Origin of the sequence: Micromonospora sp. Mcm103 (assembly GCF_024519755.1) — a bacterium.
In the GTDB taxonomy this organism is placed as follows: Bacteria; Actinomycetota; Actinomycetes; order Mycobacteriales; family Micromonosporaceae; genus Micromonospora; species Micromonospora aurantiaca.
Genome location: NZ_JALJRJ010000008.1, coordinates 120,430 through 144,287, shown reverse-complemented (window position 1 = coordinate 144,287; position 23,858 = coordinate 120,430). Strand labels below are relative to the sequence as shown.

General features: G+C 72.3%; 20 protein-coding genes. 12 read left to right on the top strand and 8 right to left on the bottom strand.

Annotated features, from left to right (window positions below; genetic code table 11):
• Positions 1 to 34: 34 nt before the first annotated feature.
• Entirely contained in the window at positions 35 to 790 is a 756-nt protein-coding gene (locus OC439_RS12805; protein WP_315985928.1) for an amino acid ABC transporter ATP-binding protein, read from the bottom strand.
• Positions 791 to 989: 199 nt separating this feature from the next.
• On the opposite strand from OC439_RS12805, the gene selD reads away from it, so the two are divergent.
• On the top strand, positions 990 to 1,979 hold the full coding sequence (gene selD, locus OC439_RS12800) for a selenide, water dikinase SelD (RefSeq protein ID WP_262013579.1): 990 nt from the start codon (positions 990 to 992) through the stop codon (positions 1,977 to 1,979).
• A gap of 213 nt (positions 1,980 to 2,192) precedes the next feature.
• Positions 2,193 to 2,672, top strand: a complete 480-nt coding sequence (locus OC439_RS12795) for a hypothetical protein (protein WP_135238912.1) — start codon at positions 2,193 to 2,195, stop codon at positions 2,670 to 2,672.
• Positions 2,673 to 2,750: 78 nt separating this feature from the next.
• Here the strand turns inward: OC439_RS12795 and OC439_RS12790 are convergent, their stop codons facing one another.
• Entirely contained in the window at positions 2,751 to 2,978 is a 228-nt protein-coding gene (locus OC439_RS12790; RefSeq protein WP_262013578.1) for a DUF2277 domain-containing protein, read from the bottom strand.
• Positions 2,979 to 3,030: 52 nt separating this feature from the next.
• On the opposite strand from OC439_RS12790, the gene miaB reads away from it, so the two are divergent.
• Complete coding sequence (gene miaB, locus OC439_RS12785) at positions 3,031 to 4,530, top strand: tRNA (N6-isopentenyl adenosine(37)-C2)-methylthiotransferase MiaB (RefSeq protein WP_262013577.1); 1,500 nt, start codon at positions 3,031 to 3,033, stop codon at positions 4,528 to 4,530.
• A gap of 48 nt (positions 4,531 to 4,578) precedes the next feature.
• On the opposite strand, the gene OC439_RS12780 is transcribed toward miaB, so the two are convergent.
• Positions 4,579 to 6,201, bottom strand: a complete 1,623-nt coding sequence (locus tag OC439_RS12780) for a cellulase family glycosylhydrolase (protein WP_262013576.1) — start codon at positions 6,199 to 6,201, stop codon at positions 4,579 to 4,581.
• Between the two features lie 331 nt (positions 6,202 to 6,532).
• Positions 6,533 to 7,741 carry a DUF349 domain-containing protein gene (locus OC439_RS12775; RefSeq protein WP_194802971.1) on the bottom strand — a complete coding sequence of 403 codons (1,209 nt, stop codon included), beginning with the start codon at positions 7,739 to 7,741 and terminating at the stop codon, positions 6,533 to 6,535.
• 204 nt (positions 7,742 to 7,945) lie between these two features.
• Here OC439_RS12775 and OC439_RS12770 point away from each other — a divergent pair, with 204 nt between their 5' ends.
• From OC439_RS12770 to dapF, 3 genes are read left to right on the top strand one after another with little or no spacing between them, the layout of a single operon-like run.
• A complete protein-coding gene (locus OC439_RS12770) occupies positions 7,946 to 8,665 on the top strand; it encodes a hypothetical protein (RefSeq protein WP_262013575.1) in 720 nt (239 codons plus the stop codon).
• A complete protein-coding gene (gene miaA, locus OC439_RS12765) occupies positions 8,650 to 9,567 on the top strand; it encodes a tRNA (adenosine(37)-N6)-dimethylallyltransferase MiaA (protein WP_262013657.1) in 918 nt (305 codons plus the stop codon). Before OC439_RS12770 ends, miaA begins: the two co-directional genes overlap by 16 nt.
• A 7-nt stretch (positions 9,568 to 9,574) precedes the next feature.
• Positions 9,575 to 10,423 (top strand): diaminopimelate epimerase, encoded by an 849-nt coding sequence (dapF, locus tag OC439_RS12760; protein ID WP_262013574.1) that lies wholly within the window; start codon positions 9,575 to 9,577, stop codon positions 10,421 to 10,423.
• 528 nt (positions 10,424 to 10,951) lie between these two features.
• On the opposite strand, the gene OC439_RS12755 is transcribed toward dapF, so the two are convergent.
• Positions 10,952 to 12,424: an NAD-dependent malic enzyme gene (locus OC439_RS12755; protein WP_262013573.1), complete on the bottom strand. Its 1,473-nt coding sequence runs from the start codon at positions 12,422 to 12,424 to the stop codon at positions 10,952 to 10,954.
• A 195-nt stretch (positions 12,425 to 12,619) separates the two neighbouring features.
• Between OC439_RS12755 and hflX the strand changes: the two genes are divergently transcribed.
• Both hflX and OC439_RS12745 read left to right on the top strand, forming a co-directional pair.
• On the top strand, positions 12,620 to 14,083 hold the full coding sequence (gene hflX, locus OC439_RS12750; RefSeq protein ID WP_262013572.1) for a GTPase HflX: 1,464 nt from the start codon (positions 12,620 to 12,622) through the stop codon (positions 14,081 to 14,083).
• Between the two features lie 50 nt (positions 14,084 to 14,133).
• Entirely contained in the window at positions 14,134 to 15,888 is a 1,755-nt protein-coding gene (locus OC439_RS12745) for a hypothetical protein (protein ID WP_262013571.1), read from the top strand.
• A gap of 59 nt (positions 15,889 to 15,947) precedes the next feature.
• On the opposite strand, the gene lexA is transcribed toward OC439_RS12745, so the two are convergent.
• A complete protein-coding gene (lexA, locus tag OC439_RS12740) occupies positions 15,948 to 16,730 on the bottom strand; it encodes a transcriptional repressor LexA (RefSeq protein ID WP_013284750.1) in 783 nt (260 codons plus the stop codon).
• A 489-nt stretch (positions 16,731 to 17,219) separates the two neighbouring features.
• On the opposite strand from lexA, the gene nrdR reads away from it, so the two are divergent.
• Both nrdR and OC439_RS12730 read left to right on the top strand, forming a co-directional pair.
• Positions 17,220 to 17,720: a transcriptional regulator NrdR gene (gene nrdR, locus OC439_RS12735; RefSeq protein ID WP_013284751.1), complete on the top strand. Its 501-nt coding sequence runs from the start codon at positions 17,220 to 17,222 to the stop codon at positions 17,718 to 17,720.
• 34 nt (positions 17,721 to 17,754) lie between these two features.
• The gene (locus OC439_RS12730) at positions 17,755 to 20,649 is read left to right on the top strand and encodes a vitamin B12-dependent ribonucleotide reductase (RefSeq protein ID WP_262013570.1); all 2,895 of its coding nucleotides are present in this window, start codon (positions 17,755 to 17,757) and stop codon (positions 20,647 to 20,649) included.
• 92 nt (positions 20,650 to 20,741) lie between these two features.
• Here the strand turns inward: OC439_RS12730 and OC439_RS12725 are convergent, their stop codons facing one another.
• The gene (locus OC439_RS12725) at positions 20,742 to 21,542 is read right to left on the bottom strand and encodes a maleylpyruvate isomerase N-terminal domain-containing protein (RefSeq protein WP_262013569.1); all 801 of its coding nucleotides are present in this window, start codon (positions 21,540 to 21,542) and stop codon (positions 20,742 to 20,744) included.
• Between the two features lie 113 nt (positions 21,543 to 21,655).
• Between OC439_RS12725 and OC439_RS12720 the strand changes: the two genes are divergently transcribed.
• The gene (locus OC439_RS12720) at positions 21,656 to 22,603 is read left to right on the top strand and encodes a DUF2332 domain-containing protein (RefSeq protein ID WP_262013568.1); all 948 of its coding nucleotides are present in this window, start codon (positions 21,656 to 21,658) and stop codon (positions 22,601 to 22,603) included.
• A 25-nt stretch (positions 22,604 to 22,628) separates the two neighbouring features.
• Here the strand turns inward: OC439_RS12720 and OC439_RS12715 are convergent, their stop codons facing one another.
• Complete coding sequence (locus OC439_RS12715; RefSeq protein WP_262013567.1) at positions 22,629 to 23,069, bottom strand: hypothetical protein; 441 nt, start codon at positions 23,067 to 23,069, stop codon at positions 22,629 to 22,631.
• Between the two features lie 97 nt (positions 23,070 to 23,166).
• Between OC439_RS12715 and OC439_RS12710 the strand changes: the two genes are divergently transcribed.
• On the top strand, positions 23,167 to 23,808 hold the full coding sequence (locus OC439_RS12710) for a class I SAM-dependent DNA methyltransferase (RefSeq protein ID WP_262013566.1): 642 nt from the start codon (positions 23,167 to 23,169) through the stop codon (positions 23,806 to 23,808).
• The last annotated feature ends 50 nt before the right edge of the window (positions 23,809 to 23,858 follow it).

The window sequence follows — 23,858 nt, the reverse complement described above, 5'->3', positions numbered from 1 at the left end:
ACGGAGCCGCCGGGACGACTCCAACTACGGACGCTCAGTGCGTGAGGATCTTGGAGAGGAAGTCCTTGGCCCGCTCGCTGCGCGGGTTCGCGAAGAACTCGGCCGGCGGTGCGTCCTCAACCAGCTGCCCGTCGGCCATGAAGACCACACGGTTCGCGGCGTGCCGGGCGAAGCCCATCTCGTGGGTCACCACGACCATGGTCATGCCCTCGCTCGCCAGCGACGTCATCACGTCGAGCACCTCGCCGACCATCTCCGGGTCCAGCGCGCTGGTCGGCTCGTCGAACAGCATCGCCTTGGGCTGCATGGCCAGCGCGCGGGCGATCGCCGCCCGCTGCTGCTGACCGCCGGAGAGCTGCGCCGGGTACTTGTCCGCCTGGTTGGCGATGCCGACGCGGTCCAGCAGGGCCAGGCCGCGCTCGCGGGCGGCGGCCGGCTTCTCCTTGCGGACCTTGACCGGCCCCAGGGCGACGTTCTCCAGGATGGTCTTGTGCGCGAAGAGGTTGAACGACTGGAACACCATGCCGACCTCACTGCGCAGCTTGGCCAGGGGCTTGCCCTCGGCCGGCAGCGGCTGCCCGTCGAACGTGATGGTGCCGGAGTCGATGGGCTCCAGCCGGTTGATGGTGCGGCACAGCGTCGACTTGCCGGAGCCGGACGGGCCGATCACGACGACCACCTCGCCCCGGCCGACGGAGAGGGACACGTCGTCGAGCACGTGCAGCGGCCCGAACCACTTGTTGACCCCGTCGAGCACGATCAGCGGGTCGCCCGTCGTCACGTCGTCCACCGTCCCTGTCGTCCATGGCGGAATTCGGGGGTCGGTCGACCCCCGGTTGGGCAACTGTAGGCGGGGTGATGTGGCAGAACGCAACTCAGATGGTCACGGAGCGGTAACACCGGTCACCTGCATACCGGCCCGTCCGAATTTCGTCACAGTCCGGGTGGGCCGACTGGCGCCGAAGCCGCAGGCCGGAGATCATGAGGCGATGACCGACGCGATCCGGCTGACCGACTACGCCCGCGGTGGCGGCTGCGCCTGCAAGATCCCACCGGGCGAGCTGGAGGCGATGGTCGCCGGGCTCGGCGCCACCGGCGGCTCGGCCGACCTGCTGGTCGGCCTGGAGAACGGCGACGACGCCGCGGTGGTCCGGCTGGACGAGCGTACGGGTCTGGTGTGCACCGCCGACTTCTTCACCCCGGTGGTCGACGACGCCTACGACTGGGGGCGCATCGCCGCCGCCAACGCGCTCTCCGACGTGTACGCGATGGGCGGCACCCCGCTCGTCGCGCTCAACCTGCTCTGCTGGCCCCGCGGGGTGCTGCCGCCGGAGATGGCCCGCGAGGTGCTGCGCGGTGGTCTGGACGTGGCCCGGGAGGCGAACTGCCACCTGGCCGGCGGGCACAGCGTGGACGACGACGGCCCGAAGTACGGCCTGGCGGTCACCGGCGTGGTCCGGCCGGAGGAGCTGATCACGCTCGACGCCGGGCGGGCCGGGCTGCCGCTGTCGCTGACCAAGCCGCTCGGTGTGGGCGTGCTCAACACCCGGCACAAGCAGACCGGGCAGCGCTTCCCCGAGGCGGTCGAGTCGATGGTCCGGCTCAACCGGGACGCGGCCCGCGCGGCGGTGGCCGCGGGCATCCGCTGCGGCACCGACGTGACCGGCTTCGGCCTGCTCGGGCACGCCTCGAAGCTGGCCCGCGCGAGCCGCCTGACGGTGGCGATCGACGCGGCGGCGGTGCCGTATCTGACGGGCGCGCGGGAGGCGCTGCGCGACGGGTACGTCAGCGGCGGCACCCGGCGCAACCTGGAGTGGGTCACCCCGTGGACGGACTTCGGCGGCGCGGACGAGGGGGAGCGGCTGCTGCTCGCCGACGCGCAGACCTCGGGCGGCCTGCTGGTCGCCGGTGAGGTGCCGGGCGGCACGGTGATCGGTGAGCTGCTGCCCGCGTCGGAGCACCTGATCCGGGTGCGCTGAGCCGCCGGATCCACGGCGCGGCCAGCCGCCGCCGGGGCACCGTACCCGATAAACTGTCATCTTCCAGCTACTCTGGGCAACGTCGCCCGAGGGAATTTTGCCCGGAATGGTCACAGACCGGTAACTTGCGCCCGGCTGAGGTCAAATGCACCCCACCATCGTCATTAAGGCCCGATCCGGAGGCCGGTGGAACGAGCGCAGCGAGGAGGCGGCATGACCGAGCTGTGGAACTGGAGAATCGACGGCGGCGAGCCGGTGGAGGTCTACCCGGCACTGGCCGAGGCGCTCGGCCGGGTGGTGATGCCCATGGCCGTCGCCGACCCGATGCGGCTCCCCGCGTACGCGGTGGTCTGCGACGTGTGGGAGGCGCCCGGGCTGTACGGCACCGTGGTCGACTGTTACGGCGTGCCCGAGAGCCTGACCGAGCTGCCCGCGATCGCGGCGCTGGCCCGGCTGCTGGGCCGCAACTGCCTGATGCGGGACGACACGCTCGACGCCGGCCGGCACCTGCTGGTCGCGCCGGACGGCACGATCCGGCCGGTGCACTTCGACGTGGCCGACACCGACGACGGCGAGGTGCTCAGCCACCACCGGCTCTGCACCGTCGCCGACGCGCGCTGCCGGGGCTGGTCACAGTGCCACCGCTCCCGCTGGGCGCCGGACACGGTCGCCCCGGCGCTCGCCGCCGCCTGAGCGCGGGCGCCGGCGCGCGCCCATGAGCGGTGCTCGCCGCCGTGCCCCCACCGGCGGCGAGCGGTGGCGGTCCCGGGCTCAGCCCCGGGCCGCCGGCTGCTGCCCCCGCACCACGAGCTGGTCGAGCAGCGTCGCCGTGGCGGCGGCCACGGCTTCCACCGCGGCGTCGAACGCGGCCGCGTTGTGCGCCGCCGGGGTACGGAATCCGGAGATCTTCCGGACGTACTGCAACGCGGCGGCGCGGATGTCCTCCTCGGTCACCACCGGGACGTACGGCTCACGCAGGGTCTTGATGCTCCGGCACACGGCTCCTCCTCGTTCGATCCGATCGGCTCCACCCGGATACGCTGTCCGGGTCATGACTACCGCAGCCGCGGGCAGCCCGCGCACCTACCAGGTGCGTACGTACGGCTGCCAGATGAACGTGCACGACTCCGAGCGCATCTCCGGCCTCCTCGAGGACGCCGGGTACGTGCGCGCCGCGGAGGCCGACGAGCAGCCCGACGTGGTGGTGTTCAACACCTGCGCGGTCCGGGAGAACGCCGACAACCGCCTCTACGGCAACCTGGGTCATCTGCGCCCCGTGAAGGCGAAGCACCCGGGAATGCAGATCGCCGTCGGCGGCTGCCTCGCCCAGAAGGACCGCGGCGACATCGTCCGCAAGGCGCCCTGGGTGGACGTCGTCTTCGGCACGCACAACATCGGCTCGCTGCCGGCGCTGCTGGACCGGGCGCGGCACAACGCCGCGGCCGAGGTCGAGATCCTGGAGTCGCTGGAGGTCTTCCCCTCCACGCTGCCGACCCGGCGCGAGTCGACGTACGCCGGGTGGGTCTCGATCTCCGTCGGCTGCAACAACACCTGCACGTTCTGCATCGTGCCCTCCCTGCGCGGCAAGGAGAAGGACCGCCGCCCCGGCGACATCCTCTCCGAGGTCCGCGCGCTGGCCGACTCCGGCGTGCTGGAGGTGACGCTGCTCGGGCAGAACGTCAACTCGTACGGCGTCGAGTTCGGCGACCGGTACGCCTTCGGCAAGCTGCTGCGCGCCTGCGGCGACATCGACGGGCTGGAGCGGGTGCGGTTCACCAGCCCGCATCCGAAGGACTTCACCGACGACGTGATCGCCGCGATGGCCGAGACGCCCAACGTCTGCCACTCGCTGCACATGCCGTTGCAGTCCGGCTCCGACGACGTGCTGCGCGCGATGCGCCGCTCGTACCGGTCGGAGCGCTACCTGGGGATCATCGAGAAGGTCCGGGCGGCGATGCCGGACGCGGCGATCACCACCGACATCATCGTCGGCTTCCCCGGCGAGACCGAGGCCGACTTCGTCCGCACCCTCGACGTGGTGCGGGAGGCGCGGTTCTCCTCGGCGTTCACGTTCCAGTACTCCAAGCGCCCCGGCACCCCGGCCGCCACGATGGACGGGCAGCTGCCCAAGCAGGTCGTGCAGGAGCGCTACGAGCGGCTGATCGCCTGCGTCGAGGAGATCACCTGGGCGGAGAACAAGAAGCTCGTCGGCGAGACCGTCGAGGTGCTGGTGGCGGTGGGTGAGGGCCGCAAGGACGAGCGCACCGGCCGGATGTCCGGCCGGGCCCGCGACGGTCGGCTCGTGCACTTCGCCACCGGTGAGCTGGCCGGAAAGATCCGCCCCGGCGACATCGTGCACACAGTCGTCACGTACGCCGCCCCGCACCACCTGAACGCCGACGGCGCGCCGCTGGCGCACCGGCGCACCCGGGCCGGGGACGCGGCCGAGGCGGGACAGGTTCCGCGTACCCCCGGGGTGCTGCTCGGCCTGCCGACGGTCGGCGCGCCGGCCGCGGCGCCCGCCCCGGTCGGCGGCTGCGCCGCGCACTGAGCCGAGCGTGACGGCGGGGGCCCGACCTGGGCCCCCGCCGTCACGGCCTCAGCAGGCGGTGCCGTTGAGCTTCACGCTCCCCGGCGTCGCGGCGGTGCCGTTGGCGGTGAAGCCGACGGTGACCGACGCGCCCGGCGCCAGCGACGACGCCCAGGCCGGCGCGGCCGCAGTCACAGTGGTGCCGGACTGCGTGACGGTGGCGTTCCAGCCGCTCGCCAGCGTCACCCCGGACGGCCAGGTCCAGGTGGCCGACCACGGGTTCACCGCGGCGGTGCCGGTGTTCTTGACGGTCAGCTCCCCCTGGAAGCCACCCGACCAGGAGTTGATCTGCTTGTAGGTGGCGGTGCAGCCGCCGGTCACCGGAGGCGGCGGGGTGGTCGGCGCCGGCGAGGTGTTCGGCGTGCCGGTCGGGGACGGGCTGGTGGTGCCGCCACCACCGGTCGGCGGGATCAGGTACGGCGTGAGGATGTCCTGCTTCGGCTGGTTGATCGTGGTCCAGTCGTCGTTGGCGATGCCGCCCGTGTCACCGGAGTTCGGGTTCCACGACCAGTACGTGAACGACATGCCGTTCACGCCGGTGCCGGTGTACGCCATCAGGTTCTGCAACCAGATCTTGTCCTTCGGGTCCTGGAGCGTGGTGCCGAACTCGCCCATCATGATCGGCGCGATGTTCTGCTTGTACAGGTAGCCCCAGTACTTGTCCCAGATGGCCGGCATGTTCGCCGGGTACGACGGGTCGTCGAACCAGGCCTGCCGGTAGACCGACGTGGCGTACTCGTGCGGCGAGTAGACCAGCCGGTTCGCCACGTTCAGCCGCACCGGGAACTGCCCGGCCTTGGACAGGTTGCCGCCCCACCAGCCGCAGTCCTCGTCGTTGCTGGGGTCGTTGTCCCAGACGTTCGACAGGCCGCCGCTCGGACAGCTCACCCCCTCCACGAAGATCAGCCAGTTGGGCTGCACGCCGAGGATCGCGTTGCCGGCCCGCTCGGCGGCCAGCCGCCAGTCCCGGGCGGTGTCGCCGCAGCCCCAGCAGGCGCCGGTGGCGGCCGGGTTGGTGCCTTCGGCGTGCGGCTCGTTGTGCAGGTCCGCGCCGATCACAGTGGTGTTGCCGGCATAGCGCTGGGCCAGCATCTTCCAGTCGTTGATCCAGGTCGTCTCGGAGACCGTCGAGGTGTACCAGAGCGGCGACTGCCCGGCCGACGTCGGCCGGTGCCGGTCCAGGATGACCCGCATCCCCTTGCTGCCGGCGTAGTCGATGACCTTGTCGAGGATCTGCAACGGGGACAGCCCGATCAGGTCCGGGTTGACGAAGTCGTTGATGCCGGTGGCGGTCGCGCCGGCCTTGAGCGCGTCGTTCGAGTACGGGATCCGCAGCGTGTTGTAACCCAGCCGCGCCATGGTGTCGAGCTGCGAGCGCCACGGGTTGCTCGACCACAGGCCGTGGAACGTCTTGTTGTCGGTCTCCATCCCGAACCAGTTGATGCCGGTCAGCCGGACTGTCGCGCCCGTACTGTCGACGATCTTGCTGCCGCTGGTGTGCAGGTAACCGGTGCCGGTGCCACCGGCCGCCGCGGCGGCCGGTGCGGTGGAGACGGCGGCGGCGACGAGAACGCCGGCTGCCGCGGTGGCGAGCGCCGTCAGGGCGCCGCCGAGGGCGGTGCGTCGGTGCATGGAAGCTCCACTTCGGATGCCCGCGCCGCGCAGGCGCCGCGGGCGGCAGGACCAGGAGGCACGTCCCGCTCGTCATCGAGTACGCGCGCAGCGCGCGCCGGGCCGTGTCGTGTGGACGGCCAACCGCGAGATGTCGCACCGGCGACCGTCGACGGCGAGATCAGCCGTCGGTGCCCTCGTGCCGGTGCCTGAACCTGGCTCCGCCGCTCATTCTGATCAGCCCGTCTCGATGCGTCAACCCGCCCCCGGACGCGGGTGAGCCCCCGGCCGACCCGGCCGGGGGCTCACCCGATGTGTCCGTCCGCCGGCCTGCCCGGCCGGGGTGCTTCCGTCAGCCGGCCTGCTCGGCGAGCTGGAGGAACTGCCGCTTCGAGGCGAGCGCCTGCTCGGCCTCCTTGATCCGGCGGGTGTCACCGGCGGCCTGGGCCCGGGCCAGCCGGTCCTCGGCCTCGGCGACCTGGGCGCGCATCTGCGCCAGCAGCGGGTTGTCCTCCTTGGAGGTGCGCCGCCACGCCGAGTCCATCACCTCGCGGACCTTGTCGTCCACGGCCCGCAGCCGGCGCTCCAGCCCGGCGGCGGCCTCGCGCGGCACCCGGCCGGCCTCGTGCCACTGCGCCTGGATGTCCCGCAGCTTCGCCTGGGCGCCCTTCGGGTCGCCGTCGACGTCCAGCGCCTCGGCCTCGGCCAGCAGCGCCTGCTTGCGCTCCAGGTTGGCGCGCTGCTCGTTGTCGCGGGCGGAGAAGACCTCGCTGCGGCGGGTGAAGAACTCGTCCTGCGCGGCGCGGAACCGTTCCCAGAGCTTCTGTTCGGCCTCCTTGGCGGCGCGCGGCGCGGCCTTCCACTGGGCCATCAGATCCTTGAGCTGACCGGCGGTGACGCCCCAGTCGCTGGAGTCCTTGAGCTTCTCCGCCTCGGCGACCAGCTCCTCCTTGACCGTCTGCGCCTGCTTGCGCTGCTGGTCGAGGGAGGCGAAGTGGGCGCCCCGGCGGCGGGTGAAGCCGTCCCGCGCGGCGGCGAACCGCTTCCACAGCTCACCGTCGGTCTTCTTGTCGACGCCGCGGATGGTCTTCCACTCGTCGAGGATCTCCTTGAGCCGGTCGCCGGCGGTCTTCCAGCCGGTCGACTCGGCGGCCAGCTTCTCGGCCTCCTCGACCAGGGCGGTCTTGCGCGCCAGCGCCTCGCCCCGGGCGGCCTCGCGGGCCGCCTTGGCCTCGCCGGCCTTCTCCTCGGCGACGGTGGCCAGCTTGTCCAGGCGGGCGGCAAGGGCGTCGATGTCACCGACGACGTGCGCCTCGGCCAGCGACCCACGGATCCGGCGGATCGTGGTCAGGGAGTGGCCGGCGTCAGCCGCGCCCGAGTTGAGCCGGGCCTCGGTCAGATCGACCTCGGTCACCAGGTCGGCGTAGCGCCGGGCGAAGTGGGCGAGCCCTTCCTCCGGTGCCCCTGCCTGCCAGGATCCGACCACCCGCTCGCCCTCGGCGGTCTTGACGTAGACGGTGCCGTCCTCGTCGACCCGTCCGAAGGCAGTCCAGTCGCTCATGTGCCCATCCTCGTTCTCCCGGCGCCGAGGGGACAGCCCCCTCGTTCGCCGCCACGGCGCAGCAAACTTTTTCCCGGCATTGTCACAGGTCCGCCCCCGTCCGTGTCGAGCGCCTGTCGCCGACCGTGACCATACGGTGTTGTACGCCCTCGATGACCGGATCGGCGCGGGGACGCACCGGGGGATCCCGATAGGTTTGGGGGCGTGCCACTGGTCGCCGCCGCCGTCTGCCCCCACCCGCCGCTGATCGTGCCCGAGCTGGCCGGCGCCGCCGCGCCCGAGCTCGACGACCTGCGCGCCGCCACCGACGCCGCCGTCGCCCGGCTGCTCGCCGCCGAGCCCGAGGCGATCCTGCTCGTCGGCGGAGGGCCGGAGACCGTCCGGTTCAACTCCGCCGAGCACGGTTCGCTTCGCCCGTACGGGCTGGACCGGCGCGTGCGGCTCTGGAAGGTCAACTGCGCGGGCGGGGACCGCCTGCCGCTGAGCCTGACGGTCGGCGCGTGGCTGCTGAACCGCTCCGGCACCGAGCTGACCCGGCTGGCCCGGTCGGTGGCGTACGACGCCACACCGGCCGAGTGCGCGGCGTTCGGCGCGAGCCTGATCCTCGACGACGACCCGCAGGTCGCGCTGCTCGTGCTCGGTGACGGGTCCGCCTGCCGGGGCGTCAAGGCGCCTGGCTACGACGACCCGCGCGCCGAGGCGTACGACGAAGGGGTTGCGGTTGCCCTGGCCGGTGCGGACGCCGACGCCCTGCTCGGCCTGGACCCGGTGCTGTCGGCGGAGCTGAGGGTCGCCGGGCGGGCGCCGTGGCAGGTGCTGGCCGGCGCGGTCCGGGCGGCGGGCGGTGACTGGCGCGGCGACGTCAGCTACCAGGACGCGCCCTACGGCGTTGCCTACTTCGTGGCGAACTGGGAGCGGGCGTGAGCGTCGTTGCCGTGGTCGGGCCGACCGCGGCCGGGAAGTCGGCGCTGAGCATCGCGCTGGCCCACGCGCTCGGCGGCGAGGTGGTCAACGCCGACTCGATGCAGCTCTACCGGGGCATGGACATCGGCACCGCGAAGCTGACCCCGGCCGAACGCGAGGGCGTGCCGCACCACCTGCTGGACATCTGGCCGGTGACCGAGCCGGCGAGCGTCGCCGAGTACCAGACGCTGGCCCGCGCTGCCGTCGACGACATCCTGGCCCGCGGCCGGGTACCGCTGCTGGTCGGCGGCTCCGGGCTGTACGTGCGGGCGGTGCTGGAACGGTTCGAGTTCCCCGGCACCGACCCGGCCCTGCGGGAGCGGCTGGAGGCGGAACTCGCGGCGGTGGGCCCCCTGCCGCTGCACGCGCGGCTGACCGAGGCCGACCCGGGCGCGGCGGCGAGCATCCTGCCCACGAACGGGCGGCGGATCGTGCGGGCGCTGGAGGTGATCGAGCTGACCGGCGCGCCGTTCACCGCGTCGCTGCCGTCGCCCACGCCGTACTACCCGTCCGTGCAGCTCGGCGTCGACCTGGACACCGGGCGCCTCGACGAGCGGATCGCGCTGCGGGTGGACCGGATGTGGGCCGACGGCCTGGTCGACGAGGTACGGGCGCTGGTCGGTGAAGGGCTGCCCGAGGGGCGGACGGCCAGTCGGGCGCTCGGCTACCAGCAGGTGCTGCGGTTCCTGGCCGGGGAGCTGACCGAGGCCGAGGCGCACGAGGAGACGATCCGCGCCACCCGCCGGTTCGTCCGGCGGCAGCGCTCCTGGTTCCGGCGTGACCCGCGCGTCCACTGGCTGGACTCGGCGTCGCCCGCGTTTCTCGACACTGCCCTGCGGGTGGTCGCCGAGCATCGGCCATGATGGGGGCGTGGAGTTCACAAAGGGTCACGGCACCGGCAACGACTTCGTCATCCTGCCCGACCCGGACGGCACCCTCGACCTGACACCCGGCCTGGTCGCGGCGCTCTGCGACAGGCGGCGCGGGCTCGGCGGCGACGGCGTGCTGCGTGTCGTACGCGCCGCCAAGCACCCCGAGGGCGTCGCGCTCGCGGGCGAGGCCGAGTGGTTCATGGACTACTGGAACTCCGACGGCTCGTTCGCCGAGATGTGCGGCAACGGGGCCCGCGTGTTCGTCCGCTACCTGCTGGACCGTTCGCTGGCCGCCGCCCCGTCGGGCGGGACACTGCCGATCGCGACCCGCGCCGGCCTGGTGCGGGCCCGGGTCGAGGGCGCGGACGTGGCGGTCGAGATGCGCCGCCCTCGGCTGTACGACACGGCGACCGCCACGCTCGGCGGGTTGACGCTGCCCGGCACCGCAGTGGACGTCGGCAACCCGCACCTGGTGTGCGCGCTGCCCGCCGCGTTGGAGCTGACGGCGCTCGACCTCACCCGCGCGCCCGAGGTGGACGCCTCGACCTTCCCGTCCGGGGTGAACGTCGAGTTCACCACGGTGGGCGAGCCGGTGACCGGCACCGACGGGCACGTGCTGATGCGGGTGTACGAGCGCGGCTCGGCCGAGACGCTGTCCTGCGGCACGGGCGCGTGCGCGGTGGCGGCGGTGGCGTTGCGCGACGCCGGCCTGGACACCGGCACGGTGGCGGTGGACGTGCCGGGCGGCCGTTTGACGGTCACCGTGACAGCCGACTCCTGCTGGCTGTCCGGCCCCGCCGTCCTGGTGGCCACAGGCACCCTGACCCCCGCAGCCCTGCGCCCGTAGCCCTGCACCCGTAGCCCTCGCCCTGCCTCGCCCGCCCTGCCCTGCCCCGGCCCGCCCGCGTTGCTTCTGCCAGCTGATCAAGGAGTTTGTGGCGGAATCCCGCTGCTCCGGTGACGCGAACTCCTTGGTCAACACGGGGCTGAGTGGTGGCCGCGGTCCGGCCGTTCCGTCCCCGGCGCGCTGCCGCCCTGCTGCCTCGGCGCGCTGCGGCCCGGCGGCCCGGCATGATCAACACCAGTTCGGCGAAGTGGTGCTGTCGTGGGGTCTCTGATGCCACCACCTCGCCGAACTGGTGTTGATCAAGGGTGCTGATGCCTCAGCTGAGGCGCTGCTGGGGATCTTGGAAGATTTGGGCCCCTCTGAGGGCCGTTTCCTTCCAAGATCTCGTGTGGACGCGCCGGGGACGCCTGACTGCTCCGGTGCGCTGACCCCGGCGCGGGCGGGCCCCGTGTGAGGAGGCAGGAGGTGCCCCGCGAGAGGGCGCTGGCCTGTGCGAAGGCGCCGCGAGAGGCGGGGCGCGTGCCTGGGTCAGGGGGTGGCGCTGGCGTTGGCGGCGATCTCGGGCAGGTCGGCCGGGCCCGGGTCGGCCGCCGGAGCCGGCGTCGCGGCCGGGTTCTGGGCGGCGGCCCGTACCGCGGCGGCCACCGCCGGGGCGACCCGGGAGTCGAAGACGCTCGGCACGATCACCGTCGGGTTGATCTTGTCCTCGCCGACCACGTCCGCGATGGCCCGGGCGGCGGCGAGCGCCATCTCCTCGGTGAACTCCTCGGCGTGGGCGTCGAGCATGCCGCGGAACACGCCGGGGAAGGCGAGCACGTTGTTGATCTGGTTCGGCTGGTCCGAGCGGCCGGTGGCGACCACCGCGGCGTACTTGCGCGCCTCCCGCGGGTCCACCTCCGGGTCGGGGTTGGCGAGCGCGAAGACGATCGAGTCCTTCGCCATCTGGGCGACGTCCTCGCCGGTGAGCAGGTTCGGCGCGCTCACACCGATGAACACGTCCGCGCCGCGTACCGCCCCGGCCAGGTCACCGGAGTAGTTCTCCTTGTTTGTGTTCTCGGCCAGCCACTGCCACGCCGGGTTGAGGTCCGGCAGTCCGCGGTGCAGGGCGCCCTGGCGGTCGTACGCGATGATGTCGCCCACGCCCTGACGCAGCAGCAGCTTCATGATCGCGGTGCCGGCCGCGCCGGCGCCGGAGACCACGACCCGGACGTCCGCGAGCTGCTTGCCCACGACGCGCAGCGCGTTCGTCAGCGCGGCCAGCACGCAGATCGCGGTGCCGTGCTGGTCGTCGTGGAAGACCGGGATGTCCAGGGCCTCGCGCAGCCGGGCCTCGATCTCGAAGCAGCGCGGCGCGGCGATGTCCTCCAGGTTGATGCCGCCGTACGCGGGCGCGATCGCCTTGACGATCGCCACGATCTCGTCGGTGTCCTGGGTGTCCAGCACCACCGGCCACGCGTCCACCCCGCCGAAGCGCTTGAACAGGGCCGCCTTGCCCTCCATCACCGGCAGCGACGCGGCCGGCCCGAGGTTGCCCAGGCCGAGCACCGCGGTGCCGTCGCTGACCACGGCGACGGTGTTGCGCTTGATGGTGAGCCGGCGAGCGTCGGCCGGGTTCTCCGCGATCGCCATGCAGACCCGGGCCACACCCGGGGTGTACGCGCGGGACAGCTCGTCGCGGGTCCGCAGCGCGACCTTCGGGGTGACCTCGATCTTGCCGCCGAGGTGCAGCAGGAAGGTGCGGTCGGAGACCTTGCGGACGTCCACCCCGTCGAGCGCGGTGAGCGCGTCGACGACCTGGTCGGCGTGGCCGGCGTCGGCGGTGTCGCAGGTGAGGTCGACGATCACGTGGGCGGGGTCGGAGTCGACCACGTCCAGCGCGGTGACGATGGCCCCGGCCTCGCCCGCGGCGGTGGTGAGGCGGCCGATGGAGGAGGCGTCGGCGGGTACCGCGATCCGGATGGTGATGGAGAATCCGGCACTCGGCAGTCGTGTGTTGGCCACGAGAAACTCCTCCGTCGGCGCTGAGCGGCTCGACTGGCATTTCTACTCGCCCGCCCAGGTCGCCCGGCATCCGCCCCCGCTACCCGTCGGTAGCGTCACGGGCATAACACAGGTGCGCCCGGCGTTGTCACATGTCAGGATTGCTGTCACGCGCCGAAAATTCTCGGCGTTGCCCAAAACGGACAGGAGACGCATTTGCGCGAGCAGGAGACCGTCCATCCCTACACCGACGACGAGTTCGACGCCACCACCGGCGAGTACGAGCTGTCGGAGCGGCAGGCGCTGCGGCGGGTCCCCGGCCTCTCCACCGAACTCACAGACATCACCGAGGTCGAATACCGCCAGCTCCGGCTGGAGCGGGTCGTCCTGGTGGGGGTCTGGACCGAGGGCACCCAGACCGACGCCGACAACAGCCTCACCGAGCTGGCGGCGCTGGCCGAGACGGCCGGCTCGCAGGTGCTCGAAGGGCTGATCCAGCGTCGCCAGCGGCCCGACCCGGCCACGTACATCGGCCGCGGCAAGGTGGACGACCTGGGCGCGGTGGCGCTGTCCACCGGCGCCGACACGATCATCTGTGACGGTGAGCTGTCGCCGTCGCAGCTGCGCAACCTGGAGCAGCGCACCAAGGTCAAGGTGGTCGACCGGACCGCCCTGATCCTCGACATCTTCGCCCAGCACGCCAAGAGCAAGGAGGGCAAGGCGCAGGTCGAGCTGGCCCAGCTCGAATACCTGCTGCCGCGCCTGCGCGGCTGGGGCGAGACGCTGTCCCGGCAGACCGGTGGTAGCGGCCGCGGCGGTGGCGCCGGCGGCGGCGTGGGTCTGCGTGGTCCCGGTGAGACCAAGCTGGAGACCGACCGGCGGCGCATCCGCCACCGCATCGCGCGGCTGCGCCGCGAGATCAAGAGCATGGCGACGGTACGCCAGACCAAGCGCGCCCGGCGTACCCGTAACGCGGTGCCCGCGGTGGCCATCGCCGGCTACACGAACGCCGGCAAGTCCAGCCTGCTCAACCGCCTGACCGGGGCGGGCGTGCTGGTGGAGAACGCGCTGTTCGCCACGCTAGACCCGACCACCCGCCGGGCCACCACGTCCGACGGCCGGCTCTACACGCTGTCCGACACGGTCGGGTTCGTCCGGCACCTGCCGCACCAGATCGTCGAGGCGTTCCGCTCGACGCTGGAGGAGGTCGCCGACGCCGACCTGGTGGTGCACGTGGTCGACGGCACCCACCCGGACCCGGAGGAGCAGGTCCGGGCGGTACGCGAGGTGCTCGCCGAGGTGGGCGCGGACCGGCTGCCGGAACTACTGGTGGTGAACAAGACCGACGCCACCGACGAGGAGACGATGCTGCGGCTCAAGCGGCTCTGGCCGGAAGCGGTCTTCGTCTCCGCCCACAGCGGGCGCGGCGTCGACGAACTGCGCGAGGCGGTCGAGCGTCGGCTGCCCCGGCCTGCGGTCGAGGTGCGCGCGGTGCTCCCGTACGACCGGGGTGACCTGGTCTCCCGGGTGCACCGGCAGGGTGAGGTGCTCAGCACCGCGCACCTGCCCGAGGGCACGCTGGTGCACGTGCGGGTCAGCGAGGGTCTGGCCGCGGAGCTCGCGCCGTACCGGGCGGGTGACCGGCTGACCAGTGACGAGCGGGTGGGCGCCGGGCGGTGAGCCGTCCGGCGTCACCCGCCGGAAACCCGCGCCGTGCGACACTGAGCGTCATGCGGCACGTTGTCTCCTCGGTCACGCTCGCGCTCGGCCTGGTCGGCGCGGTCGTGGCGCCGGCCGGGCCGGCCCCGGCGGCTCCCGCCGCGGCCCCCGTGCTGGCCGCGGCTCCCAAGAAGAAGTGCACCGTGGAGGACAGCCGCCTCCGCGAGCTGTCCGGCCTGGTGGCCACCAGCAACGGGTACGTCGTGATCAACGACGGCTCGGACGACCCGAGCCGCAAGCGGGTCTTCTACCTGGACACCAAGTGCAAGGTGGACAAGGACGTCCGTTACTCCGGTGACGGGCCGCTCGACACCGAGGACCTCGCGCTCAGCCCGGATCGCAAGACCCTCTGGATCGCCGACACCGGCGACAACGTGGAGAAGAAGACGCGCCGGGAGCGGGTCGCGGTCTGGACGATGCCGCTGAGCGGCTCGAAGCAACCGGTGCTGCACCGGCTCAGCTACCCGGGCAAGGAGCCGCACGACGCGGAGGCCCTGCTCGTCGGCGACGACAACATGCCGCTGGTGATCACCAAGGATCTCTCCGGCAAGTCGGAGATCTTCACCCCGACGGTGAAGCTGAAGGCGAGCGGTGACACCGAGCCGATCCCGATGAAGAAGGTCGGCGAGGTCACGCTCCCGAAGACGAACACCGAGAACAAGCTCGGCTCGCCCGGGCGGGCGCTGGTCACCGGCGCCGCCCGCTCGCCCGACGGCAGCAAGGTCGTGCTGCGCACGTACGCCGACGCGTTCGAGTTCGACGTGGCCGGCGGCGACATCGTCAAGGCGATCACCACCGGCAAGCCCCGGGTCACCCCGCTGGCCGACCCGTTCGGCGAGGCGATCTCCTACACGCCGGACGGCAAGCTGTTCGTCACCGTCTCCGACGGCGGCACGCTCGACGAGTCGGACCCGATCGACATCCTCAGCTACACCCCGTCGACCACCGGTGCCGAGGCGCTGCCGAACGGCGGCAAGGCCGAGACCAAGGCGGCGGCCGAGAAGTCCTGGCTCCAAGGGCTCTCGCTCGACGAGATCACGTACCTGATCGCGGCGGTCGGGGTGCTCGGCGCGCTCCTGGTCGGCGCGGGCGTGTTCGGCATCCTGCGGGCGCGGCGCAAGCCGGCGCCCCGGGCGCCGGCCGACGAGCCCGAGCACAGCGGCGAGTTCCCGGTGAACAACGGCTTCCCGTCCGCGGAACGGCCGGAGGCGCCGCGCGGCGGGGTCTACGGCGGCGGTCAGGGCGGCGTCTACGGCGGCGCGCCGAACGGTGACCGCCCGGCGTCCGGCGGTGTCTACGGCGGTGGCCGGCCGGGCGGCGGCGTGTACGGCGGCGGCCCCCAGGACGGCGGTCGCGGCCAGGGCGGTGGCCGTCCTCCGGGCGCGGGCCGTCCGCAGGGCGGCGGCGTCTACGGCGGCGGCGGTGCCCCGGCCGGCGGCGGAGGTCGCGGAGGCGGCGTCTACGGCGGCGGAGGCCAGGGCGGGCCGGGCGCGGGCCAGGGCGGTCCCGGTCGGGGCGGCCCGGGTGGCGGCGGCCAGGGCAGTCCGGGCCGTGGCGGTCCGGGTGGCGGCTACGGCGGCGGACCGGGCGGGGCCGGATATCGCGGGCAGCCGAACGGCGGCGGGCCGCGGGCGGAGGGCGGCCGGGCCGAGCCGCCGCGCCGCGGCCAGGAACCGCGTGGCGGGCGCCGCGACGGCTACGACGATCAGGGTCGGTACGGCCCGGTGTCCGGCGGCGGCCGGGAGTACCGCGGCGACCGCTACTGAGACGACACGACGAAGGGGTGACCGGCGACCGGTCACCCCTTCTCGTCTGCCTGCCGTCGTCAGATGCGGCGCAGGACCGCCACCACGCGGCCCATGATGGTGGCGTCGTCGCCGGGGATCGGGTCGAAGGCCGGGTTCTGCGGCATCAGCCAGACGTGCCCGTCCCGCCGCCGGTAGGTCTTCACCGTCGCCTCACCGTCGAGCATGGCGGCCACGATGTCGCCGACCTCGGCGTTCGGCTGCTGCCGGACGACCACCCAGTCGCCGTCGCAGATCGCCGCGTCGAGCATCGAGTCGCCCTTGACCTGGAGCATGAAGACCTCGCCCTCACCGACCAGCTCGCGGGGTAGGGGGAAGATGTCCTCCACCGCCTGCTCGGCCAGGATCGGCCCACCGGCGGCGATGCGGCCCAGCATCGGCACGTACGCCGGGGCGGGCCGCTGCGCGCGGGCCGCCTCGTCGTCCGCCTCGCCCGGCGCGCGGACGTCGACGGCGCGCGGACGGTTCGGGTCACGGCGCAGGAAGCCCTTCTTCTCCAGCTCCTTGAGCTGGTAGGCGACGCTGGACGGGGACACCAGCCCGACCGCCTCGCCGATCTCGCGCACGCTCGGCGGGTAGCCGTGGCGCTCGACCCAGTTACGGATGAACTCCAGGATCCGCCGCTGCCGGGCGGTCAGGTCGACGGTCGCCGGGTCGGGGAAGCTGCTCACCACCGGGGTGACCGGACGCACCGCGGCGGGGGCGGTGCGGCTGCGGGCGGTGCGGGGGCGACGGGTCGCCGGAGGACCCGCCCCGTCGTTCGGCTGCGGGTTCTTCTGCCGGCTGGCCCGGTCCTCGGTCACGTCCGTCCCTCCCTGGTCGGCGCTGGGGTGCCTCGTCGGCTCGTGGTGCGTGTGGTCTGACCGTATAGGTGAGATCGGCCATTTTCAAACATCTGTACGAGGTGCTGTCGGCGTGTCGCGCCGAATTCCTGGATTTCCGAACTGGTGTTCTGATAGAAGGGTACGCCGCTCGAACGGATGTTCTATCCCGGCCACCCGTGACTAGCACGGGAGGCCGTCCGTTGGGCTCCTCGGCGGCGTCGCGCCGGGCGTGATCCTGACGACTCGCCGGACACGCCCGTCAACTTGACCTCGCTTGGGGTTCGGCATACGGTCGACCCCTAGATGTAGTAGTCACACGGGCGTAAGTTGCCTACAGGTTGGGTTCAACTACCGAACGCACTCCCGCACCGCGCACTCGGCGACGGTCATCAGACGATGGCCCCGCCGCGCCGACGCGTGCCCGGGAGCCGGTAGGTGTGCCCGCGATCGACTGAGGAGGTCGGGCGAATGCGGTGTCCGTACTGCCGGCACGCCGACTCCCGGGTGGTCGACTCGCGGGAGGCCGACGACGGCCAGCTCATCCGGCGGCGACGGTCGTGCCCGGAGTGCGGCAAGCGGTTCACCACCGTCGAGGAGGCGGTGCTCGCGGTGGTCAAGCGCAGCGGGGTGACCGAGCCGTTCAGCCGTACGAAGATCATCGGTGGGGTGCGCAAGGCGTGCCAGGGGCGCCCGGTCGACGACGACTCGATCGCGCTGCTGGCACAGAAGGTCGAGGAGACCGTACGGGCCAAGGGGGCGGCCGAGATCCCCAGCCACGAGGTGGGCCTGGCCATCCTCGGCCCGTTGCGTGACCTCGACGAGGTGGCCTACATGCGGTTCGCCAGCGTCTACCGGTCCTTCGACTCGCTCGCCGACTTCGAGCGCGAGATCGAGACGCTGCGGGCCGCCGCGCGCGCCCGGGAGGGCGCCGGTGCCGGTGCGGCGGACGCCGCCGGCGCGATCAGCTGACATTTTCGGGTTTCTGACAGGTACACGAGGCGCGGTGGGTGACCGTGCCGACGAGGGGGGCGAGGGCGTGACGACCAGCAAGTCACGGAACAAGGCCGGGGCGGGGCTGAAGATCGAGCGCGTCTGGACGACCGAGGGGGTGCATCCCTACGACGAGGTCGCCTGGGAGCGCCGCGACGTCGTCATGACGAACTGGCGGGACGGCTCGATCAACTTCGAGCAGCGCGGGGTGGAGTTCCCCGAGTCCTGGTCGGTGAACGCGGCGAACATCGTGACCACCAAGTACTTCCGGGGCGCGGTGGGGACCCCGGAGCGGGAGTGGTCGCTGCGGCAGCTGATCGACCGGGTGGTCGAGACCTACCGCACCGCCGGTGAGGAGTACGGCTACTTCGCCACCCCGGCCGACGCCGAGGTGTTCGCGCACGAGCTGACCTGGATGCTGCTGCACCAGGTGTTCAGCTTCAACTCGCCGGTGTGGTTCAACGTCGGCACGCCGTCGCCGCAGCAGGTAAGCGCCTGCTTCATCCTCTCGGTCGACGACTCGATGGACTCCATCCTCGACTGGTACAAGGAGGAGGGGCGGATCTTCCAGGGCGGCTCCGGCGCCGGGGTCAACCTCTCCCGGATCCGTTCCTCGAAGGAGCTGCTCTCCTCCGGCGGTACCGCCTCCGGCCCGGTCAGCTTCATGCGCGGCGCGGACGCCTCCGCCGGCACCATCAAGTCCGGTGGCGCCACCCGGCGCGCGGCGAAGATGGTCATCCTCGACGTGGACCACCCGGACATCGAGGAGTTCGTGGCGACCAAGGCGCGCGAGGAGGACAAGATCCGCGCGCTGCGTGACGCCGGGTTCGACATGGACCTGGGCGGCGCCGACATCGTCAGCGTGCAGTACCAGAACGCCAACAACTCGGTCCGCGTCTCCGACGAGTTCATGACCGCGGTGGAGAACGGCGGCGGCTTCGACCTGCGCGGCCGGCTCGACGGGCAGACCATCGAGACGATCGACGCCAAGAAGCTGTTCCACACCATCTCCCAGGCGGCCTGGGAGTGCGCCGACCCGGGCCTGCAGTACGACGACACCATCAACGACTGGCACACCTGCCCGGAGACCGGGCGGATCACCGCGTCGAACCCGTGCTCGGAGTACCTGCACCTGGACAACTCCTCGTGCAACCTGGCCTCGCTGAACCTGATGAAGTTCCTCCGCGCCGACGGCGGCTTCGAGGTGGAGAAGTTCGTCAAGTCGGTCGAGTTCGTCATCACCGCGATGGACATCTCGATCTGCTTCGCCGACTTCCCGACCGAGAAGATCGGTGAGACCACCCGCGCCTACCGGCAGCTCGGCATCGGGTACGCCAACCTGGGCGCGCTGCTGATGGCCTCCGGCCTGCCGTACGACTCGGAGCAGGGCCGGGAGGTGTCCGCCGCGATCACCTCGCTGATGACCGGCACCGCCTACCGCCGTTCCGCCGAGTTGGCCGGCATCGTCGGCCCGTACGACGGCTACGCCCGCAACGCCGAGCCGCACAAGCGGGTCATGCGCAAGCACGCCGCCGCCAACGACGCGATCAAGGCGACCGGCACCGTGGCCACCGCCGTGCAGCGCGAGGCCACCAAGCAGTGGACGCTCGGCAACAAGCTCGGTGACAAGTTCGGCTGGCGCAACTCGCAGGCCAGCGTGCTCGCCCCGACCGGCACCATCGGCCTGATGATGGACTGCGACACCACGGGTGTCGAGCCGGACCTGGCACTGGTGAAGTTCAAGAAGCTGGTCGGCGGCGGCTCGATGCAGATCGTCAACCAGACCGTGCCGCGCGCCCTGCGCAGCCTCGGCTACCCCGAGGAGCAGGTCGAGGCGATCGTCGAGCACATCGCCGACCACGGCCACGTGGTGGACGCCCCGGGCCTCAAGCCGGAGCACTACCCGGTCTTCGACTGCGCCATGGGCGAGCGCTCGATCGCGCCGATGGGTCACGTGCGGATGATGGCGGCCGTTCAGCCGTTCATCTCCGGCGCCATCTCCAAGACGGTCAACATGCCGGAGCAGGCCACCGTCGAGGACGTCGAGAAGATCTACTTCGAGGGCTGGAAGCTCGGCCTCAAGGCGCTGGCGATCTACCGCGACAACTGCAAGGTCGGCCAGCCGCTGTCGGCTGCCAAGCCGGGCAAGGGCGCCGTCGAGGCCCAGGCCCCGGCCACGCCGGAGAAGGTCGTGGAGAAGGTCGTCGAGTACCGCCCGGTGCGCAAGCGGCTGCCGAAGAAGCGCCCGTCGGAGACCATCTCGTTCTCGGTCGGCGGCGCGGAGGGCTACCTCACCGCCTCGTCCTACCCGGACGACGGCCTCGGCGAGGTCTTCCTCAAGATGTCGAAGCAGGGCTCGACCCTGGCCGGCGTGATGGACGCCTTCTCGGTGGCCATCTCCATCGGTCTCCAGTACGGCGTCCCGCTGGAGACGTACGTCAGCAAGTTCACGAACATGCGCTTCGAGCCGGCCGGCATGACCGACGACCCGGACGTGCGCATGGCCGCCTCGGTGATGGACTACATCTTCCGTCGCCTGGCGCTGGACTTCCTGCCGTACGACCGCCGCGCCGAGCTGGGCATCTTCACCGCCAAGGAGCGGGCCGCCCAGCTCGCGGCCGAGGCGGAGGCGGAGGCGAGCGGTGCGGACCTCACCGCGATGGCCTCCTCCGCCCCGGTCGAGGCGCCCGAGCCGAAGACCGGCCCGATCGCGCAGCCGGCGCAGGAGATGGCCGACGCCGCGGCCGTCAAGCCCGCGCCGTCTGTGGGTTCCAGCACCGAACTGCTGGAGGCCGTGATCGGCAAGGCCGCCGACGCGCCGCTCTGCTTCACCTGCGGCACGAAGATGCGGCCCGCCGGTAGCTGCTACGTCTGCGAGGGCTGCGGCTCCACCAGCGGCTGCAGCTGACATCGAGCGAAGTCGCATCTGCTGCGACAGCGACCGCCCGGTCCTCCAGGGGCCGGGCGGTCGCTGCGGCAGGGACGAGGTGTCGTCGATCGTCAGACGGACGGGTCCCAGGCGATGAGCTGGTCGAAGATGCGGCGGTCGCCGTCCAGCTCCAGCTTCGGGGAATCCGGCGTTATGCGGCCGTAGAAGAACAGGACCAGGTCACTGGCAGTGCCCCGGGCGGAGACGTCGGCCGTGTCCCGGTCCGGGTCCTCACCGGCGGCCGGCTCGCCGAGCCGGCTGGCCTGTGCGCCGTCGCCGGACAGCCGAAGGCGCCACGAGCGGCCCTCGGTGGCGTGGTATTCGACGACGGCGGGTTCGTGCGGCCAGGCGACATCCGTCGAGCAGAGGGTGAACTGGCAGTCGTCGAAAGCGTCGAGGGCGACCTCGTCCGGCAGCGGCTCCGGGCTCCCCACGGCGAGCTGAGCGTCGTGGGTGTGCACCGCGATCTCGGCGACCTGGCGCCGAGCCCACGCACCGGAGGTTTCCGGTGACTGCGAATCACCCCACCACGTCCAACACCGGCGGTCCGGGCCGGCCTCGCGCAGTGCGCTCGTCAGCCGCTCGACGGACTCGCGCCACCAGGCCAGGAGAGCCTGGCGTTCCTGAGGCGCACCCGTGCCGTCGTCCCACACGGACTTGTCCGGGGGACCGTCGGCCGGCCCTGCGGCGACGATGGCGGCCGACCTGCGGCGGCCCATGCCCAGGTGCTGTACGAGATCGAACAGCGTCCACTCCGGACAACTCGGCACCGGCGCGTCGAGGCTGGGCGCCGCGGCGACCGCGGCGTGGAAAGCGGTCGACCGGTCGTCGATCAGCCGCAGGTGATCGGCGAAGGTGAGATTCGTGTGCACCCGGGCTGTCTATCAGTGTTCTTCGAAAGACGGACAGCGATTTTCGCCGCGCACGCGGCGGGCGGTGCCGGCGGTCATACCTCGCCGCGTACGCGAGCTGGAATGCTCGGGGGATGAGCACGACCGACATCTATCGGGTCTTCGCCGAGCGTGAGACGCGCGGCGTGTCCCCGGCGTACGAGCGGTTGTCGCAGGCGGTGGCCGGTGACCCGGAGCTGCTCGCCCTGCTCGACACGCTGCCACCGGCCAAGCGTCAGCCGAACCTGCTGTTCGGGGTGGTGCGGCTGCGCGGCGGGCCGGTGGACGACCCGGCGGCGTTCCGCGAGTACGTGATCGCGCACTGGCCGGACGTCGCGGCGCAGATGCGGGTGCGGGCGACGCAGACGAACGAGGCGGGGCGCTGCGCGGTGCTGCTGCCGGTGCTCGCCGCCCTGCCGCAGCCGCTGGCGTTGCTGGAGGTGGGCGCGTCCGCCGGGCTGTGCCTCTACCCGGACCGGTACGCCTACCGCTACGGCGACCGGCAGATCGGCGATGGCGAGCCGGTGCTCGACTGTGACCTGACCGGCACCGATCCGCCGGAGCGGTTGCCGGAGGTGGTATGGCGGGCCGGGCTCGACGTGAACCCGCTCGACGTCACCGACCCGGCCGACGTGGCCTGGCTGGACGCGCTGATCTGGCCGGAACACCGGCACCGCCGGGAACGGCTGCGCGCCGCGTCAGCTGTCGCGGCGGCCGATCCGCCCCTGCTGGTACGCGGTGACCTGGTCGACGACCTGTCGGCGCTGGCGGCGCGGGCTCCGGCCGGGGCGACGCTCGTGGTGTTCCACAGTTCGGTGCTCTACCAGGTGCCGCCGCAGCGCCGGAACGCCTTCACCGAGCTGGTGCGGACCTTGCCCGGCCACTGGATCGCCAACGAGGACCCGTCAGTTCTGCCGCACGCCGATCTGCCAGAGCCCCCCGCCGATGGGTTCCACAACGTGCTGGCCCTGGACGGCCGCCCGCTGGCCTGGACCCGGGGTCACGGGCAGGCGCTCACCTGGTTCGGCCCGGCGCGGCCGTGAAGACCGCCGGACCGCCCGGCCCGGCTCAGTCCGGCAGCGAGTCGACCGCCGAGGCGAGCACGCCGCGCAGGTCGGCCTCCGCGCCGGCCGGCAACGTCTGGGGCTTGACCACCTGGTACGCCACGCGTACCTCGTAGTGGTCACCTCGCCAGGCCCAGCCGTCGAACCGGGTCTCCCCGCCGTCCCACGGGCGTACCGCCGTACAGGAGGTGTCGCCCGGTCCGGCGTCGCTCGGTTCGGCGGCGATGCGGTCGCACCGGTCCCGCCGCCACTTCGCGTCGTACCTGCCATCGGTATCGACGGCCACGGTGACGACCATGTCGCCGCGCATGGAGGTGCCGCTGGTCAGATCGACCGCGCACTCCTTGGAGCCGCTGCGGTCACCGAGGTTCGCCGAGGCGCTGGGCTGAGCGCCGGGCGACCGTAGCAGCGCCGCGCCAACCCCGCCCTCCGCCCCGTCGATCATGAGGTTGACGGGGCGACACGCCGACCTCGCCCCCGTTAACCTCATGATCGACGGAGCGAGGGCGGGAGGCGGTCCGGCCGGCTACTAGGGTCGCGGGGTGACCGAACCGCGGTGGCTCTCCGAGACCCGTGCGGCGTACGACGCCGTCGCCGAGGACTACGCGCGGCTGCTGCCCGACGTGGTCGAGCCGCCGCTGGACCGGGCCCTGCTGGCCGCGTTCGCCGAGACGGTCGGGCCGGGCCGGTCCGTGCTGGAGGCGGGCTGCGGCACCGGCCGCGTCACCGCCCACCTGCACCGGCTCGGCCTCGACATCAGCGGCGTCGATCTGTCGCCCGGCATGGTGGCGGTGGCCCGCCGCGCGTACCCGGACCTGCGCTTCGAGGTCGGCTCGCTCACCGAGCTGACCGCGCCCGACGGGTCGCTGGCCGGGCTGGTCTCCTGGTACTCGGTCATCCACCTGCCACCGGAGCTGCTGCCCGAGGTGTTCGCCGGTTTCCACCGGGTTCTCGCTCCGGGTGGTCACCTGTTGCTCGCGGTGAAGGCCGGCGACCGGCGCGACCGACGGGAACAGGCATACGGCCACTCCGTCGCCCTCGACGTCTACTGGCTGTCCCCGGATCGGCTGGCCGCACAACTCACGACGGCCGGGTTCGTGGTGTCGGCGACGATGGTCCGCGCGCCGGTCGGCCGGGAGCGGCAGCCCCAGGCGTTCCTGCTCGCGCAGCGTCCGGCCGACTGAACTCTCCGGCACCACTCACCACAGTCGGCACCCGGCCTGTACCGCACGTC

Excerpts from the sequence above, each read along its gene's own strand:
- miaB (WP_262013577.1), top strand. The coding sequence starts at position 3,031 with ATGACTACCGCAGCCGCGGGCAGCCCGCGCACCTACCAGGTGCGTACG.
- OC439_RS12780 (WP_262013576.1), bottom strand. The coding sequence starts at position 6,201 with ATGCACCGACGCACCGCCCTCGGCGGCGCCCTGACGGCGCTCGCCACC.
- nrdR (WP_013284751.1), top strand. The coding sequence starts at position 17,220 with ATGCGGTGTCCGTACTGCCGGCACGCCGACTCCCGGGTGGTCGACTCG.
- selD (WP_262013579.1), top strand. The coding sequence starts at position 990 with ATGACCGACGCGATCCGGCTGACCGACTACGCCCGCGGTGGCGGCTGC.
- OC439_RS12720 (WP_262013568.1), top strand. The coding sequence starts at position 21,656 with ATGAGCACGACCGACATCTATCGGGTCTTCGCCGAGCGTGAGACGCGC.
- OC439_RS12715 (WP_262013567.1), bottom strand. The coding sequence starts at position 23,069 with ATGATCGACGGGGCGGAGGGCGGGGTTGGCGCGGCGCTGCTACGGTCG.
- OC439_RS12795 (WP_135238912.1), top strand. The coding sequence starts at position 2,193 with ATGACCGAGCTGTGGAACTGGAGAATCGACGGCGGCGAGCCGGTGGAG.
- OC439_RS12745 (WP_262013571.1), top strand. The coding sequence starts at position 14,134 with ATGCGGCACGTTGTCTCCTCGGTCACGCTCGCGCTCGGCCTGGTCGGC.
- OC439_RS12775 (WP_194802971.1), bottom strand. The coding sequence starts at position 7,741 with ATGAGCGACTGGACTGCCTTCGGACGGGTCGACGAGGACGGCACCGTC.